Below are 15,123 nucleotides of genomic sequence, written 5' to 3'. Positions count from 1 at the left end.
GCTCCGGGCTCGAGTCAGAGCTGCGACGGCTCCTGCGCGGGCTCCTCGCGTCGGGCGGGGGCGGTGCGCCGGGCGACGATCCGCGTCCTGCGTGATGCGTCGCTGACGGCGAGAGCGATCAGCGGGACGAGGGTCAGGGCGGCGATGACGGTGCCGACCAGGGGCGGGCCGGTCAGGCCGAGGGAGGAGTCCAGGGCCGTACCGGCGATCAGCGAACCGGCGGCGATACCCGTGTTGAAGGCGGACGTGGTCAACGCCGAGGTGAGGGTGGGCGCGTCGCCGGCGAAGCGCATGGCGAGGGCGGTGACCACCGGGTTGACGGTGAATCCGGTCAGGCCCATGAGGAAGACGAGGAGGGTGGCCGTCACCGGGTTTCCGGACAGCGGGATCATCAGCAGCAGGACCAGAGCGGTGGCCGCCGCGGCGGTGAGGGTGGTGACCATCGGACGCCGGTCGCCCAGGCGGCCTCCCGTGGTGGTGCCCCCCAGGGCGCCGAATCCGAAGGCGATGAGGACGAGCGGTACGGCACCTGCGGGGATCCCTGCGCGGTCGGTCAGCAGCGGCGTGACATAGGTGTACGTCGCCAGGACACCACCCATGATCAGCATCGCGGCGCCGAGCGCCAGCCACAGCCGGCCCTGCCGCAGAGCCCGGACCTCGGCCCGGAGGGACACCTCGACGCGCTGCTCCCGGGCCGGGATGAAGCGGCCGATGAAGACGGCGGCAAGTCCGGAGAGGACGGCCAGGGCCCAGAAGGGGCCGCGCCAGCCGATGAACTGGCCGGCGAAGGAGCCGATCGGCACGCCGACGACGTTGGCCAGGGTCAGGCCCCCGATCATGACGCCGGTGGCGCGGGTGGCGTTGCCCCGTCCGGCAGCGGTGGTGGCGACGACGAAGCCGACGGACCAGAACGCTCCGGTGGCCAGGGCCGTGACGACGCGGGCCATGAGAACGACGGTGAAGGACGTGCTGAGGGCGGCCACCAGATGTCCGAGGCAGAACACGGACAGGGCCAGGATGAGCGTCTGGCGCTGAGGAAGACGCAGCGTCGCCATGGCCATGGTGGGCGCGCCGATGATCATGCCGATGGCGAAGGCGGTGATCAGCAGCCCGGCGTGGGAGACGCTGACTCCGAGGTCAGCGGCCAGCTCCGGCAGCAGGCCGGCGACGACGAACTCGGTGGTCCCCATCAGGAACGTGCCGGCGGCGAGCACCCAGACGACGAAGGGAAGCCTGCCGGGGGTGGTCCCGGACGCGGAAGGCATGGGTGTGGTCTCTCCTTGCATGGAAATCGGGGGAACGTGGTATCCCGTGTGGCGAGCCCGGCCGGCTCAGCGCCCTGAGCGGTGGCCCTCGCCCGGCGCGACGTCGATGGTGATCTCGTCGGCGGTGGCGAGCTGCTCGACGCCGCCCTGGGCCATGCGCCCGAGGGGGACCAGTCCGGCCGCGTAGGGGGCCTCGCGGTAGTAGGTGGCGAGCTGGTTCCAGGGCGCGTAGTACGCCAGGTCACCGACTTCGGGGTCAGCGCCCTCCGGGGCTCCGGAGATGGACAGCTTTCGCGGCAGGTCGGCGATCTTCTCGGCCTGGTGGAAGTCGCGCAGCGACAAGGTGAGCGGGAGCTGGGCGGCGAAGTCCCGGGCGGTGGCGCTGTCGTTCAGCGTGGCGGCGATGGTGTGGCCGTTGAGCGTGAGCCGGATGTTCATGGCGGTTGTCCTGGCGGGTGATGTGGTGGCGGCCGGAGATGTCGAAGCCTGTGGCGACGCGGAGCCGGAGGCGGCCGGGGAATGGCTCGTGCAGGCGGTGACCACGAGCAGCAGGGCGGCGGCCGGGACTCCACGGGTGAAGGCGCGAAGGGGTACGGGATTCACAGGTCGCCCAGTGGCTGGTCGGGCAGGGGCTCGGAGTAGTGGCGGAAGCCGTCCCGCTGCTGGTGGATGTCGTAGAGCCGCTGCGCCAGCACATCGGGGCTGCTGTGCTCGGCGTCGGGCCGGATGGCGCCGGGGATGATCAGCTGGGCGGCGTGGATGTTCTCCGGGGCGAGCGTGTCGTGGAGCATGCGGGCGTAGGCGCTTTCGGCGGCGAAGGCGATCGAGGTGCCGGCGACGTTCGGGTTGGGGCGTACGGCGCTGCCGCCGTTGACGAACAGCAGAGTGCCGCGGCCGAGTTCGCGCATGCCGGGCAGGACGGCGTTCACCGCGGTGACCGGGCCCTTGACGGAGAAGGCGAGCGGCGCGTCGAGGTCGTCGGCGCCGGTGTCGAGAACCTGCTTCATGAAGTCGGCGCGGGGCACCGGGCTGTACTGGAGGATCTCGATGGGCCCCAGGGCGGCCGCGGCCGCGTACAGGGCCGCGGTCAGCGACTCGATGTCGAGGACGTCGGCGGTGAAGCCGCGGGCCCGGATGCCGTCGCGGGCCAGCTCGGTGGTCATCTCCTCCAGGCGCTCGGCGTTGCGTGCGATGAGGGCGACGGCGTGGCCGGCGGTTCCGAAGCGGCGGGCGGTGGCCAGCCCGAGTCCGGGGCCGGCGCCGATGAGTGCGAAGGTCGTCATGGGGGTTCGTCGTTCCTTGTGTGAGGCGTTCCTTGCCTGCGATCAGGCCGAGTGTGTGGACTGCCTCCCGCTCACTGTCCAGGAACGGTCAGGGCTTGAGGAGGGTCTTGATGGCGCGGCGTTCGTCCATGGCCTTGTAGCCTTCGGCGACCTGGTCCAGGGGCAGGGTGAGGTCGAAGACCTTGCCCGGGTTGATCCGGCCGGTGAGCACGCGGTCGATGAGGTCGGGCAGGTAGCGGCGTACGGGCGCGGGGCCGCCGCGCAGCCCCACGTGGGAGAAGAACAGTTCCTGGCCGTCGACCGCCACCTCGTGCGGGACCCCGACGAAGCCGACGTTGCCGCCGGGCCGGGCGGAGCTCAGGGCCTGCCGCATGGACTCGGCGGTGCCGACGCACTCCAGCACGGAGTCGGCGCCGATCCCTTCGGTGAGGTCCTTGACGCGGGCGATGCCTTCGTCGCCGCGCTCGGCGACGATGTCGGTGGCGCCGAACTCCAGGGCGAGCCTCTGCCGGGAGGCGTGGCGGCTCATGGCGATGATCTGTTCGGCCCCCAGCTCCTTGGCGGCGATGACGCCGCACAGGCCGACCGCTCCGTCGCCGACGACCACGGCGGTGGATCCGGGCTTGACCTCGGCGGCCAGGGCGGCGTACCAGCCGGTACCCATCACGTCGGAGACGGCGAGCAGGCTCGGCACGAGTTCGCCGGCCGGGTGCTCATCGGTGGCGACGAGGGTGCCGTGGGCGTTGGGGATGCGCACGTAGTCGGCCTGACAGGTGCTCATGAACTCGCGGTGCAGGCAGTTGGACTGCCAGCCGTTACGGCAGTTGGCGCAGGTGTTGTCCGAGGTGGCGAACGACCCGACGACGAACTGGCCCGGCTTGACGTTGGCGACCTCGCTGCCAACCTCCTCGACGATGCCGACGTACTCGTGCCCCATCGGGTGCGGGTCGCCGATGGGTTCCGCGCCGCGGTAGGGCCACAGGTCCGAGCCGCACACGCAGGTGGCGACCGTGCGGATCACCGCGTCGGTCGGGTTGATGATCTTCGGGGCGTCGAGCTCCTCGAGGCGCACGTCGCCGGGGGCGTAGATGACTGCTCCGCGCATGGGGATGCTTCCTTCGGTGCGAGGGTCGGTGAGCCGCAGCCGGTGATCGCAATCGGCTGCTCGATATCGAGCCTCACACGCGAGGGCAGGTGCGAAAAGCGGAGAGATTCATCCTGGGAGAGGAACATCCTGGGAGGAAATTCTCCCCCCTTTCCCGAGTGGAATCGGTGTCATGCTGGGAAGCATGACCGCCAACGTCCCCCTCAATGAGCTGGGAGAATTCCTCAAGAAGCGCCGTTCCGAGCTGAGCCCGCGCACGGTCGGACTGCCCGAGACCGGCAGGCCCCGCCGGGTGGCCGGGCTGCGCCGCGAGGAGGTCGCCCAGCTCGCCAGCATCAGCACCGACTACTACACCCGTCTCGAACAGGGCCGTATGCAGGCGTCGGCACCCGTGCTGGACGTTCTCGCCCAGGTACTGCATCTGGATGACGACGAGCGCGGCTACCTCTTCCAGCTCGCCGGCAAGACCACCAGCCGCACCCGGCGGCGAGGCCGGCAGAAGGTCCAGCCACAGCTGCAGCGCGTCCTGGACGACCTCACCGCCACCCCGGCCATCGTGCAGGGCCGGCGCGGGGACATTCTGGCCTGGAACGCGCTGGCGGCCGCACTGGTCACCGACTTCTCCCAGATCCCGGAAAAGCACCGCAATTACCCGCGGATCATCTTCACGGATCCGGCCATGCGCACCCTGTACGCGGACTGGAAGACCTCGGCGCACATCGCCGTGGCACAGCTGCGGATGGAAGCGGCGAAGTATCCCGAGGATCCTCGCCTGATCGAGCTGGTCGGCGAACTGTCCATGCGGGACAAGCAGTTCGCCCAATGGTGGGGCGATCACCGCGTCGCCGCGCGCACGGTGGGCACGAAGACCCTGAACCATCCAGGGGTCGGCGAACTCGTCCTGGACTGGGACACCCTGACCGCCAACACCGACCCCGACCAGCACCTGACCGTCTGGACGGCCGCACCCGGCTCCCCCACCCACGAGCGGCTGCGCATCCTCGCCTCCTGGGCCGCCGACCAGAACCTGCCGGCCTCCTCCCCTCTCAGCTGACCACGACGGACCGCCGTTCCCGGCGCCGCAGGTACGGCCGACGCGTCTGCTGGTGGCCTGGAGTCCTGGGCTGCGCGCGCACGGGGAGCAAGGCCGATCGGCGAGCACCGTGCCGGCGGCACCGCCCAACGGAAGACGGATGCGCTCCTCCGCTGTGCCTTCAGGCAACAGCCACCGTGCCCACCAGCGGCGGCCCTGCCCGACCCAGTGATGAGGCCAGGGCGATGCCCGCCACTCCGGAGCCGATGGTGACCCCCACGTTGGCCGCCGAACTGCCCGGCGCGGAACCGGCGAAGCGCATGACCAGCGTGCTCGCGGCGGCGTCCCGACGACCCGTCAGAACATGAGGGCGTGCAGGTCAGGCCCCCTTCGTCACAGGCTCCAACACCGCCACGCACTCCACATGATGCGTCATCGGAAAGAGGTCGAACACCCGCAGCATCCGCACCCGGTAGCCCCCGTCCCGGAAGTACCCCAAGTCCCGCGCCAGCGCGGCCGGATCGCAGGCGACGTACGCGATGCGCCGCGCGCCCAGGGACGACAGGTGCTCCACCGTCTTGCGCCCCGCCCCGGCCCGCGGCGGGTCCAGCACGATCAGGTCGACCTCCGTGATCCCGGTGCGCGGCAGCACGGCCTCCACCTTGCCCTGCTCGATCCGCACCCGGTCGAAGGCGGCGAGGTTGTGCCGGGCGTCCTCGACCGCGCGCTTGCCCGACTCGATGCCGAGGACCGCGCCCTTGTCGCCGAGGCGGTCGGCCAGCGCCCCCGCGAACAGCCCCACACCGCAGTACAGGTCGAGCGCCATCTCGCCCTTGCGCGGCAGCAGGCCCTGCATGACCGCCTTCACCAGCGTGTCGGCCGCCTGCGGGTGGACCTGCCAGAAGCCGCCGCTGCCCACCCGGTGGGTGCGGCCGTCGGCCCGCTCGCGCACGAAGGCGCGGCCGTGCACGCGGTGGATGCCGCCGTCCTTCTCCTCGACGCGCATCACGGAGACAGGCTTGTCGAGCTCCACGAGGGGCAGTCGGGCGCCCGGCCGGGGCTCCAGGATGACCATGCGGTCCTGGGAGCCGGTCGCCGCGATCGCCTCCACGGACGCCATCCCGGACCAGTCGCGCTCCTCGATGCCCAGCTCGCTCACACCCGGCGCGGCGATCATGCAGTGCTCGATCGGCTCCACCTCGTGCGAACGGTGGCGGCGCAGCCCGGCGTTGCCGTCGGCATCCACGGCGTACTGCACGCGGGTGCGCCAGGCAGGCACCTCGCCCGCCGGCAGCTTGTCGCCCTCGGCCGGCATCACCGTGCCGTCCCAGCCTGCCTCCTCGGGGGTGAGGCCCGCGAGCCGCTTCAGCTGCTCGGCGACGACCTCGCCCTTGAGACGCCGCTGGGCACCGGGCTTGGCGTGCTGCCAGTCGCAGCCGCCGCAGCGGCCGGGACCGGCGTAGGGGCAGGGCGCCTCGATGCGGTCCTTGGACGGCTCCAGAACCGAAACCGCGTCCGCGCGCATGAAACGCGCTCCCTCCTCGCCCTCCGTCACCCGGGCCACGACCCGCTCACCGGGCAGCGTGTGCCGGACGAACAGCACCTGGCCGTCCTCCGTGCGGGCGATGCAGTGCCCGCCGTGTGCGACGGGGCCGACCTCGACTTCGAACTCCAGCCCCACCAGCGATTTCTTCGGTTCTGCCTGCATGGCGGGGTGACTCCACAACGTCAAGGGGAAAGGGGGACGCGGCCGGCCACGAAACGGCCGGACACAAAAGCAGGGCGGCCGAGACGACAGCCATCCAGTCTACTTCGGCGCCGGCGTCTCCTTCGCCCGCTGCTCGGCCGGACCGCGCCGCACCGCGCCGGGCGCGTTCCACTCCTGGCGCCTGCGAGCACGGTTCTTCGCCGCCTCCGAGGACTGGAGCTGATAGGGCACCGAGGTCACCATGACCCCCGGCGTGAACAGCAGCCGGCCCTTGAGCCGGAGCGCGCTCTGGTTGTGCAGCAGATGCTCGTACCAATGGCCGACCACGTACTCGGGGATGATCACGGACACCGCGTCACGCGGCGACTCCTTCCGCAGCCCCTTCACGTAGTCGATGATCGGTCGCGTGATCTCGCGGTACGGCGAGTCCAGGACCTTCAGCGGTACGTCGATCCCACGCCGTTCCCACTCGGCGCGCAGTGCCTTGGTCTCGGCCGGGTCGACGTTGACGCTCAACGCCTCCAACGAGTCCGAGCGCATCAGCTTGGCGTACGCCAGCGCCCGCAGCGCCGGGCGGTGGATCTTGGAGATCAGAACGACGGAGTGGACGCGGGACGGCCGCAGGCTGTCTTCGCTCGGGCCCTCGGGCGCCGCGAGTTCCTCGGAGACGCGGTCGTAGTGCTTCCGGATCGCCGTCATCGTCGCGTAGAAGATGCACATCCCGAGCAGCGCCACCCAGGCACCGTGGGTGAACTTGGTGACCAGGACGACGACCAGGACGAGCCCGGTGAAGAAGGCGCCGAAGGCGTTGATCGCGCGGGAGCGGATCATGTGGCTGCGCGTCGCGGCGTCCTTCTCGGTCGCCAGGTGGCGGTTCCAGTGCCGGACCATGCCGGTCTGGCTGAGCGTGAAGGACACGAACACGCCGACGATGTAGAGCTGGATCAGCCGGGTCGAGTCGGCGCCGTAGATCCACACCAGGAGTCCGGCCGCGCCGGCCAGCAGCACGATGCCGTTGGAGAAGGCGAGGCGGTCGCCGCGGGTGTGCAGCTGACGCGGGAGGTAGCGGTCCTGGGCGAGGATCGAGCCGAGCAGCGGGAAGCCGTTGTAGGCGGTGTTCGCGGCGAGGAACAGCACCAGCGCGGTGGCCGCGGCCAGCACGATGAACAGGAAGCTGCCCTTGCCGAAGACGGCCTCGGCGACCTGGGAGATCACCGGGTTCTGCACATAGCCGGAGCCGAGGGCGACACCGTTGTGGATCAGGTCGACGGCCGGGTTCTCCGCCATGCGGACCTTGGTCACCATGGCCAGCACGATGATCCCGCAGAACATGGTGACGGCCAGCAGGCCCATCATCGCGAGCGTGGTCGCCGCGTTCTTCGACTTGGGCTTGCGGAAGGCCGGCACGCCGTTGGAGATGGCCTCGACGCCGGTGAGCGCGGCGCAGCCGGAGGAGAAGGCGCGCAGCAACAGGAAGACAAGGGCGAATCCGGCCAGGCCCTGGTGCTCGGCCTTGATGTGGTAGTCCGCCGTCGGTGCCCGCATGGTGTCGCCGAGAACCAGCCCGCGGAACGCACCCCACGCGATCATGATGAAGACGCCCGTGACGAAGACATACGTCGGAATCGCGAACAGCGACCCGGACTCCTTCATGCCGCGCAGGTTCATCAGCGTGAGCAGGATGATCACGGCGATCGCGCAGAAGACCTTGTGCTCGACGACGAACGGGATCGCGGAGCCGAGGTTCTCGATGCCGGAGGCGATGGAGACGGCGACCGTGAGGACGTAGTCGACGAGCAGGGCGCTGGCGACCGTGAGGCCGGCCTTGGGGCCGAGGTTGGTGTTGGCCACCTCGTAGTCGCCGCCGCCGCTCGGGTACGCGTGCACGTTCTGCCGGTAGGAGGCGACCACCGTGAACATCAGCACGACGACCGCGAGCGCGATCCAGGGGCTGAAGTGGTAGGCCGACACGCCCGCGATGGACAGGACCAGCAGCACCTCGCCGGGCGCGTACGCCACGGAGGACAGCGGGTCGGAGGCGAAGACAGGGAGGGCGATGCGCTTCGGCAGGAGCGTTTCGCCGAGCCGATCACTGCGCAGTGCGCGCCCGATCAGGATCCGCTTGGGCACGTCGGTCAGTTTGGACACAACAGAGAAGCGTAAGCGTTCGAACGGGCGAACAACCACCCGGCACCCCGCATCTGCTCTCCGGGTGAAATCCGGACACGCTCCGGCTACGGATTCCGCAGGTGAGCGAAGCGACATGCCTATATGACAAAACCCCGCCCCGCACTGTCCCCGGAGGTTCCATGCACACGACCGCAGAGCTGATCGGCGCCGCGGCCACCCTCGTCGGCCTCGGCATCCTGACGCTCGCAAGCGTCCGCAGCATCAGCCGCCGCTGACCGACACGGAGTCGGGGCAACCGTGCACAGGGGTGCCGTCGTCCTACCGCCCGTGTGTAGCTTGGGCGTCGGTCTGAGACCCTGATGTGGCTGAGCAGTACTTATTGACACCGGAAGGACGGTCGTGCACATCGTCATCATGGGCTGCGGAAGAGTGGGTTCCGCTCTCGCCCAGACCCTGGAGCAACAGGGGCACACGGTCGCCGTGATCGACCAGGACCCCACCGCCTTCCGACGACTGGGCTCCGGTTTCGGCGGTCGCCGTGTCACCGGGGTCGGCTTCGATCAGGACACCCTGCGCGAGGCGGGCATCGAGGAAGCCGGCGCCTTCGCCGCGGTCTCCAGCGGCGACAACTCCAACATCATCGCCGCGCGCGTGGCCCGCGAGATGTTCGGCATCGAGAACGTCGCGGCCCGGATCTACGACCCCCGGCGCGCCGAGGTCTACCAGCGCCTGGGTATCCCGACGGTGGCCACGGTCCGCTGGACCGCCGACCAGATGCTGCGTCGGCTGCTGCCGTCCGGCGCGGAGCCGCTGTGGCGTGATCCCACCGGCGGGGTCCAGCTGGCCGAGGTGCACGCCTCGACCGCCTGGGTCGGCCACAAGATCAGCAAGATGCAGGAGGAGACGGGCGTCCGCGTGGCGTTCCTGACCCGCCTCGGCGAGGCGATCCTGCCCACCTCGCAGACGGTGCTGCAGGAGGGCGACCTGGTGCACGTGATGATGCGCACGGACGACATCGAGAAGGTCGAGGCGTCCTTCGCCGAGGGCCCCGAAGAGGAGAGCGGTCACTGATGAGGGTCGCCATTGCCGGTGCCGGTGCGGTCGGCCGCTCGATCGCGGGCGAACTGCTGGAGAACGGCCACGAGGTCCTTCTCGTCGACAAGGCGCCGACCGCCATCTCGGTCGAGCGCGTCCCGCAGGCGGAGTGGCTGCTCGCCGACGCCTGCGAGATCACCTCCCTGGACGAGGCCGCGCTCCAGCGCTGCAACGTGGTGATCGCCGCGACGGGCGACGACAAGGTCAATCTGGTCGTCTCCCTGCTGGCGAAGACGGAGTACGGCGTCCCGCGGGTCGTCGCCCGTGTGAACAACCCGAAGAACGAGTGGCTCTTCAACGAGTCCTGGGGCGTGGACGTCGCCGTCTCCACCCCGCGCCTGATGTCCGCCCTGGTCGAGGAGGCGGTGAGCGTCGGCGACCTGGTCCGCCTGCTCCGCTTCAGCCACGGCGACGCCAACCTGGTCGAGCTGACCCTGCCGGAGGAGTCGGCCCTGGCCGGCACGACGGTCGGCGACGTCGAGTGGCCCGAGGACACCTCCCTGGTCACCATCATCCGAGGCACCCGCGTCCTCACCCCGTCGCGGGAGGACTCCCTGGAGGCGGGCGACGAACTCCTCTTCGTGGCCGCCCAGGCCCGCGAGGAACAACTGGAGGACCTGCTGTCGGTGCGCCGCGAGGACGCGACGGGCTGAGGTCTTGGAGGGTTACGACGACGGAGGGCGCCCCGCACACGCGGGGCGCCCTCCGTCGCCGTAACGGAAGTACCGGGAACTACGCCTCGCGCCGGTGCCGCCCGGCCGTGGCCTCCGTGTCCCCACGCTCCGCGGCCTGCGCCGCCTTGCGCTCCTCCTCGGCCTTCTCCTCCGCCTCCATCTCCGCGAACACGTCGATCGGAGCCGGTGCCTTCGCGAGGAAGACCCAGGTCAGCCAGACGGCCAGCAGGAAGGGCGGGATCTTGAGGGCGACCAGGACCCAGCCGAGCTGCGCGGTGTCGGCCCACCAGTACAGCGGGAAGAGGATCGCGCACTTGGCGAGCAGGATCGCGCCCCAGGCGTAACTGGCCTTGGAGTACGCCTTCTTGCGGCCCGGGTTGCGGGTCCGCCAGGAGAGGTTCTCCTTGAAGACCGGGCCGAGGATGAGCCCCATCAGCGGCACGCCCGCGAGCGTCGTGATGACGTACGCCAGGCCGAGGCCCAGCGTGTACAGCATGCCCGGCAGATAGAAGTTCTTGGCGTTGCCCGTCATCATCGCGAAGACGACACCGAAGGCGACGCCGAAGACACCGCTGAAAGCGTGCTTGACGGTGTCGCGCATCACCAGACGGACCACGACCAGCAGCAGCGACACCGCCAGCGCGGCGATCGCCGACAGGTGCAGATCCTTGTTGATCGTGAAGATCGTGACGAAGAGCAGGCCCGGCAGAACCGTCTCGACCATGCCCCGGACGCCGCCGAACGCCTCGAACAGGGCCGCCTCGGTCACCGCCCGTGCGTCATCGGCCTGAGTGTCTTCGGTCGGCTTGTCGAGAGACGTCACCGGCTACTCCCGTCCCACGGGTCGGAGTTCGTATTTCGGATTGAACAGCACCCGGCGGCCCCGGCTCATCGAGATCCGCCCGGACACGATCAGCTTGCGCCCCGGCTCTATCCCGACGATGGAGCGCCTGCCGAGCCACACCACGTCCAGGGCGGCGGACCCGTCGAACAGCTCGGCTTCAAGGGCCGGGACGCCCGCGCGCGGCCGCAGGGTGACCGTGCGCAAGGTACCAGTAACGGTCACGATCTGGCGGTCGTGACAGTCGCCTATACGAGTGCAGCCGGCGGTCTCGGCGTCCTCCCGCAGCTCCTCGGACTCCAGGTCCTCCTGCGACGAGGAGAGCCGGTCGAGCATGCGCCGGAACCGGCCCACCGGCTTGTCGGAACGCGGAACAGCACTCATATCCGAAAGCCTACCGGGGTGCGCCGACAGCGTTTTACCCGCAGTACTAGCGTTCGAACCGATATCCCATACCCGGCTCCGTGACGAAGTGCTTGGGATGCGAGGGGTCCGCCTCCAGCTTCCGTCTCAGCTGGGCCATGTAGACCCGCAGGTAGTTCGCCTCCGTCCCGTAGGACGGCCCCCAGACCTCCTGCAGGAGCTGCTTCTGGCCGACCAGCCGGCCGGTGTTGCGGACCAGCACCTCGAGCAGGTGCCACTCGGTGGGAGTGAGGCGTACGTCTCGGCCGTGCTTCCGGACCTTCTTCGCGGCCAGGTCGACGGTGAACTCGTCGGTCTCCACCAGGACGTCCTCCTCGCCGCCCCCGGTGGGCTCCGCGCGGCGCACGGCGGCCCGGAGGCGGGCCAGCAGCTCGTCCATGCCGAAGGGCTTGGTGACGTAGTCGTCGGCGCCCGCGTCCAGCGCCCCGACCTTCTCGTCGGAGGAGTGCCGGGCGGACAGCACGAGAATCGGCACCCGGGTCCAGCCGCGCAGCTCCTTGATCACCTCGACGCCGTCCATGTCGGGCAGGCCCAGGTCGAGGACGACCACGTCGGGGTGGCGGGTGGCGGCGAGCCGGAGCGCGGTGGCGCCGTCGTGCGCCGCGTCGACCTCGTACTTGCGCGCCTTGAGGTTGATCACGAGGGCGCGCACGATCTGCGGCTCGTCTTCGATGACCAACACTCTGGTCATGTGGCCTGCCTTTCGGGTTCTGCTGCTTCTGCTTCTGCTTCTGCTTCTGCTTCTGCGAAGGGTCTTTCAAGAAGCTCCGCGTGCGCGTCCGCCGCGCGCAGCGTCAGCACCATGGTGAGGCCTCCGCCGGGCGTGTCCTCGGCGTTGAGGGTGCCGTGCATGGCCTCCGCGAAGCCCCGGGCCACCGCGAGCCCGAGTCCCACCCCGGCACCGCGCGGGGCGTCGCCGTAGCGCTGGAAGGGCGCGAAGATGCGCTCCTTGGCCTCGTCCGGGACTCCGGGGCCGCGGTCGACGACCCGTACCTCGACGCGGTCGGCGATGGCGCTGGCGGACACCCGGACGGCATTGCCGGACGGGCTGTACTTGACGGCGTTCTCGACCAGGTTGGCCACCGCCCGCTCCAGGAGCCCCGGATCGACGGCGACCATCGGCAGGGTCTCCGGGACGTCCAGCTCCACGCTTCCGTCGGGCACCCCGCCGAGGGCCATCGGCACCACCTCGTCGACGTCGATCTCCCGGATGATCGCGGTGACCGTGCCGGTCTGGAGGCGGGACATGTCGAGCAGGTTGCCCACGAGATGGTCGAGCCGGTCGGCGCCCTCCTCGATGCCCTCCAGGAGCTCGGCCCGGTCCTCCTCGGACCACGCCACGTCGTCGGACCTGAGCGACGAGACGGCCGCCTTGATGCCGGCCAGGGGCGTCCGCAGATCATGCGATACGGCGGCCAGGAGCGCCGTACGGATGCGATTGCCCTCGGCGAGCGCGCGGGCCCGGTCGGCCTCCTCCTGGAGTCTGCGACGGTCCAGGGCGACGGCGGCCTGGGCGGCGAAGGCGGCCAGCACCCGGCGGTCCTCGGCGGGCAGCACCCGGCCGGTGAGCGCGAGCGCCATGTGGTCCCCCACCGGCATGTCGACGTCGGCGTCCTCGGGCCGCTCCACGGTCGGTCCGAGTCCCGCCCGACCCGCGCAGGTCCACGGCTCGACGTCGCTCACCCGTTCCAGCAGGGCCGCCGACTCCATGCCGAAGGTCTCCCGGACGCGTTCCAGGAGCTCCTCCAGACGGGTCTCGCCGCGCAGCACGTTCCCGGCGAGGAAGGACAGGATCTCCGACTCGGCGCGCAGCCGGGCGGCCTGGTGGGTGCGGCGGGCGGCGAGGTCGACCACGGAGGCCACCGAGATGCCGACGCCCACGAAGATCACGATGGCGACGATGTTCTTCGGGTCGGCGATGGTCCAGCGGTGCAGGGGTGGTGTGTAGAAGTAGTTCAGCAGCAGCGAGCCGACCGCGGCCGAGGCGAGCGCCGGGAACAACCCGCCCAGCAGGGCCGCGGCCACCACGACCGCCAGGAACAGCAGCATGTCGTTGGCGAGGCCCAGGTCGACCGTGGTGAGGAGGATCGTCAGGAACGCCGGGCCCGCCAGGCCGACCAGCCAGCCCCACAGGATCCGGGCCCGCCCGAGCAGCGCGCCCCGCGCGACGGGCAGTCCACGCCCCTTCGCGACCTCGTCGTGGGTGACGATGTGCACGTCCAGGTCGGGCCCGGACTCCCGGGCCACGGTCGCGCCGACACCGGGCCCGAAGACGTACTGCCAGGTCTTGCGGCGCGAGGAGCCGAGGACGACCTGGGTGGCGTTGACGCCTCGCGCGAAGTCGAGCAGCGCGGCCGGTATGTCGTCGCCGACGACATGGTGAAAGGTTCCTCCAAGGTCTTCGACGAGGGTCCTCTGGACGGCGAGTTCCTTGGGCGAGGCGGAGGTCAGCCCGTCGCTGCGGGCTATGCAGACGGCGAGGACCTCGCCGCCGGCGCCCTTCTCGGCCAGCCGCGCGGCCCGCCGGATCAGCGTCCGGCCCTCCGGTCCGCCGGTCAGCCCGACCACGATCCGTTCCCTGGAACCCCAGATCTTCGAGACCCGGTGCTCGCTGCGGTACTGCTTGAGGTACTCGTCGACCCGGTCGGCCACCCACAGCAGCGCGAGCTCCCGCAGGGCGGTGAGGTTGCCGGGCCGGAAGTAGTTCGACAGGGCCGCGTCGACCTTGTCCGGCTGGTAGATGTTGCCGTGTGCCATCCGCCGCCGCAGCGCCTGTGGCGACATATCGACAAGCTCGATCTGTTCGGCGCGCCGCACGAACTCGTCGGGCACCGTCTCCTGCTGCCGCACGCCGGTGATCGCCTCGACGACGTCGCCGAGCGACTCCAGATGCTGGATGTTCACGGTCGAGACCACGTCGATCCCGGCCGCCAGCAGTTCCTCGACGTCCTGCCAGCGCTTGGCGTTGCGCGAGCCCGGAATATTGGTGTGGGCGAGTTCGTCCACCAGGGCGACGGCGGGGGCCCGGCGCAGGACGGCGTCGACGTCCATCTCGGTGAAGACGGCGTCCCGGTACTCCAGCTCCCTGCGCGGGACCTCTTCAACGCCGTGCAGCATCACCTCGGTGCGCGGCCGCCCGTGATGCTCCACGAAGCCCACGGCACAGTCGGTCCCCCGCTCGACCCTGCGGTGCGCCTCGGACAGCATCGCGTACGTCTTGCCGACGCCCGGTGCCGCACCGAGATAGATCCGAAGCCTGCCGCGTCCCATGAGCCCATTGTCTTCCGGTCACTACTGCCTACGCAGCGTCGACCTTACGGCCAACAATCCCGACAAAGGGGGCCGGGCCCGACGCAGGGCCCGCCTTTGACGCAACTCTGACGCGCCCCTCAGGCCAACACCCGGCCGGTACCGGAACCTGCGTCCCTGTCCCTGCCCGTCCGGTAACACCCCCCAAGACCGAGTCCGGCGGTGACCGAGCCACGCGGCCGACACCGGGGGCCGCCATTCACACAACCCCGACGCCACCCTCAGACGAAGGCCCGTACCGGAACCCGCGTCACCGT

14 protein-coding genes are annotated in these 15,123 nt (G+C 70.2%); 4 read left to right on the top strand and 10 right to left on the bottom strand.

All coding sequences use genetic code 11. The features are described from left to right. Positions 1-14 precede the first annotated feature (14 nt). The 4 genes from QF027_RS35710 to QF027_RS35695 all read right to left on the bottom strand — a co-directional run bounded on the left by QF027_RS35710 (position 15) and on the right by QF027_RS35695 (position 3,653). Positions 15-1,265 carry an MFS transporter gene (locus tag QF027_RS35710; protein ID WP_307079246.1) on the bottom strand — a complete coding sequence of 417 codons (1,251 nt, stop codon included), beginning with the start codon at positions 1,263-1,265 and terminating at the stop codon, positions 15-17. Between the two features lie 66 nt (positions 1,266-1,331). Further along, positions 1,332-1,703, bottom strand: coding sequence for a cyclophilin-like fold protein (locus QF027_RS35705; RefSeq protein WP_306975339.1), 372 nt, complete (start codon positions 1,701-1,703; stop codon positions 1,332-1,334). Between the two features lie 161 nt (positions 1,704-1,864). Continuing rightward, positions 1,865-2,548 carry an SDR family NAD(P)-dependent oxidoreductase gene (locus QF027_RS35700; protein WP_306975340.1) on the bottom strand — a complete coding sequence of 228 codons (684 nt, stop codon included), beginning with the start codon at positions 2,546-2,548 and terminating at the stop codon, positions 1,865-1,867. An 88-nt stretch (positions 2,549-2,636) separates the two neighbouring features. Continuing rightward, complete coding sequence (locus tag QF027_RS35695; RefSeq protein WP_306975342.1) at positions 2,637-3,653, bottom strand: zinc-dependent alcohol dehydrogenase family protein; 1,017 nt, start codon at positions 3,651-3,653, stop codon at positions 2,637-2,639. Positions 3,654-3,825: 172 nt separating this feature from the next. Between QF027_RS35695 and QF027_RS35690 the strand changes: the two genes are divergently transcribed. Together QF027_RS35690 and QF027_RS35685 are read left to right on the top strand one after the other, a co-directional pair. Further along, positions 3,826-4,707 (top strand): helix-turn-helix domain-containing protein, encoded by an 882-nt coding sequence (locus QF027_RS35690; RefSeq protein ID WP_306975345.1) that lies wholly within the window; start codon positions 3,826-3,828, stop codon positions 4,705-4,707. Positions 4,708-4,931: 224 nt separating this feature from the next. Further along, complete coding sequence (locus QF027_RS35685; protein WP_307079244.1) at positions 4,932-5,054, top strand: hypothetical protein; 123 nt, start codon at positions 4,932-4,934, stop codon at positions 5,052-5,054. A gap of 11 nt (positions 5,055-5,065) precedes the next feature. On the opposite strand, the gene QF027_RS35680 is transcribed toward QF027_RS35685, so the two are convergent. Both QF027_RS35680 and QF027_RS35675 read right to left on the bottom strand, forming a co-directional pair. Continuing rightward, a complete protein-coding gene (locus tag QF027_RS35680; RefSeq protein ID WP_307079243.1) occupies positions 5,066-6,394 on the bottom strand; it encodes a class I SAM-dependent RNA methyltransferase in 1,329 nt (442 codons plus the stop codon). 99 nt (positions 6,395-6,493) lie between these two features. After that, positions 6,494-8,542 (bottom strand): APC family permease, encoded by a 2,049-nt coding sequence (locus tag QF027_RS35675; protein WP_306975351.1) that lies wholly within the window; start codon positions 8,540-8,542, stop codon positions 6,494-6,496. Positions 8,543-8,923: 381 nt separating this feature from the next. Between QF027_RS35675 and QF027_RS35670 the strand changes: the two genes are divergently transcribed. Continuing rightward, entirely contained in the window at positions 8,924-9,595 is a 672-nt protein-coding gene (locus QF027_RS35670) for a potassium channel family protein (protein WP_057611263.1), read from the top strand. Continuing rightward, a complete protein-coding gene (locus tag QF027_RS35665) occupies positions 9,595-10,272 on the top strand; it encodes a potassium channel family protein (RefSeq protein WP_266558486.1) in 678 nt (225 codons plus the stop codon). Before QF027_RS35670 ends, QF027_RS35665 begins: the two co-directional genes overlap by 1 nt. Before the next feature lie 79 nt (positions 10,273-10,351). On the opposite strand, the gene QF027_RS35660 is transcribed toward QF027_RS35665, so the two are convergent. Genes QF027_RS35660 through QF027_RS35645 form a run of 4 tightly spaced genes read right to left on the bottom strand, consistent with a single transcriptional unit; the run spans position 10,352 to position 14,827 of the window. Further along, the gene (locus QF027_RS35660; protein ID WP_307079240.1) at positions 10,352-11,116 is read right to left on the bottom strand and encodes a DUF3159 domain-containing protein; all 765 of its coding nucleotides are present in this window, start codon (positions 11,114-11,116) and stop codon (positions 10,352-10,354) included. A gap of 3 nt (positions 11,117-11,119) precedes the next feature. After that, on the bottom strand, positions 11,120-11,518 hold the full coding sequence (locus QF027_RS35655) for an OB-fold nucleic acid binding domain-containing protein (RefSeq protein WP_306975357.1): 399 nt from the start codon (positions 11,516-11,518) through the stop codon (positions 11,120-11,122). A gap of 46 nt (positions 11,519-11,564) precedes the next feature. After that, a complete protein-coding gene (locus tag QF027_RS35650; protein WP_307079238.1) occupies positions 11,565-12,248 on the bottom strand; it encodes a response regulator in 684 nt (227 codons plus the stop codon). Beyond that, positions 12,245-14,827 carry a sensor histidine kinase gene (locus QF027_RS35645; protein ID WP_307079236.1) on the bottom strand — a complete coding sequence of 861 codons (2,583 nt, stop codon included), beginning with the start codon at positions 14,825-14,827 and terminating at the stop codon, positions 12,245-12,247. The genes QF027_RS35650 and QF027_RS35645 overlap by 4 nt, the downstream gene beginning before the upstream one ends. Positions 14,828-15,123: the final 296 nt, after the last annotated feature.

The sequence above is a fragment of the Streptomyces canus genome (genome assembly GCF_030816965.1).
In the GTDB taxonomy this organism is placed as follows: Bacteria; Actinomycetota; Actinomycetes; order Streptomycetales; family Streptomycetaceae; genus Streptomyces; species Streptomyces canus_E.
This window is presented reverse-complemented; position numbering and strand designations above follow the sequence as displayed.

What these genes read in the sequence shown, in the direction of transcription:
- QF027_RS35710 (WP_307079246.1), bottom strand. Translation starts at nt 1,265, where the DNA reads ATGCCTTCCGCGTCCGGGACCACCCCCGGCAGGCTTCCCTTCGTCGTC.
- QF027_RS35705 (WP_306975339.1), bottom strand. Translation starts at nt 1,703, where the DNA reads ATGAACATCCGGCTCACGCTCAACGGCCACACCATCGCCGCCACGCTG.
- QF027_RS35700 (WP_306975340.1), bottom strand. Translation starts at nt 2,548, where the DNA reads ATGACGACCTTCGCACTCATCGGCGCCGGCCCCGGACTCGGGCTGGCC.
- QF027_RS35695 (WP_306975342.1), bottom strand. Translation starts at nt 3,653, where the DNA reads ATGCGCGGAGCAGTCATCTACGCCCCCGGCGACGTGCGCCTCGAGGAG.
- QF027_RS35690 (WP_306975345.1), top strand. Translation starts at nt 3,826, where the DNA reads ATGCTGGGAAGCATGACCGCCAACGTCCCCCTCAATGAGCTGGGAGAA.
- QF027_RS35685 (WP_307079244.1), top strand. Translation starts at nt 4,932, where the DNA reads ATGCCCGCCACTCCGGAGCCGATGGTGACCCCCACGTTGGCCGCCGAA.
- QF027_RS35680 (WP_307079243.1), bottom strand. Translation starts at nt 6,394, where the DNA reads ATGCAGGCAGAACCGAAGAAATCGCTGGTGGGGCTGGAGTTCGAAGTC.
- QF027_RS35665 (WP_266558486.1), top strand. Translation starts at nt 9,595, where the DNA reads ATGAGGGTCGCCATTGCCGGTGCCGGTGCGGTCGGCCGCTCGATCGCG.
- QF027_RS35655 (WP_306975357.1), bottom strand. Translation starts at nt 11,518, where the DNA reads ATGAGTGCTGTTCCGCGTTCCGACAAGCCGGTGGGCCGGTTCCGGCGC.
- QF027_RS35650 (WP_307079238.1), bottom strand. Translation starts at nt 12,248, where the DNA reads ATGACCAGAGTGTTGGTCATCGAAGACGAGCCGCAGATCGTGCGCGCC.
- QF027_RS35645 (WP_307079236.1), bottom strand. Translation starts at nt 14,827, where the DNA reads ATGGGACGCGGCAGGCTTCGGATCTATCTCGGTGCGGCACCGGGCGTC.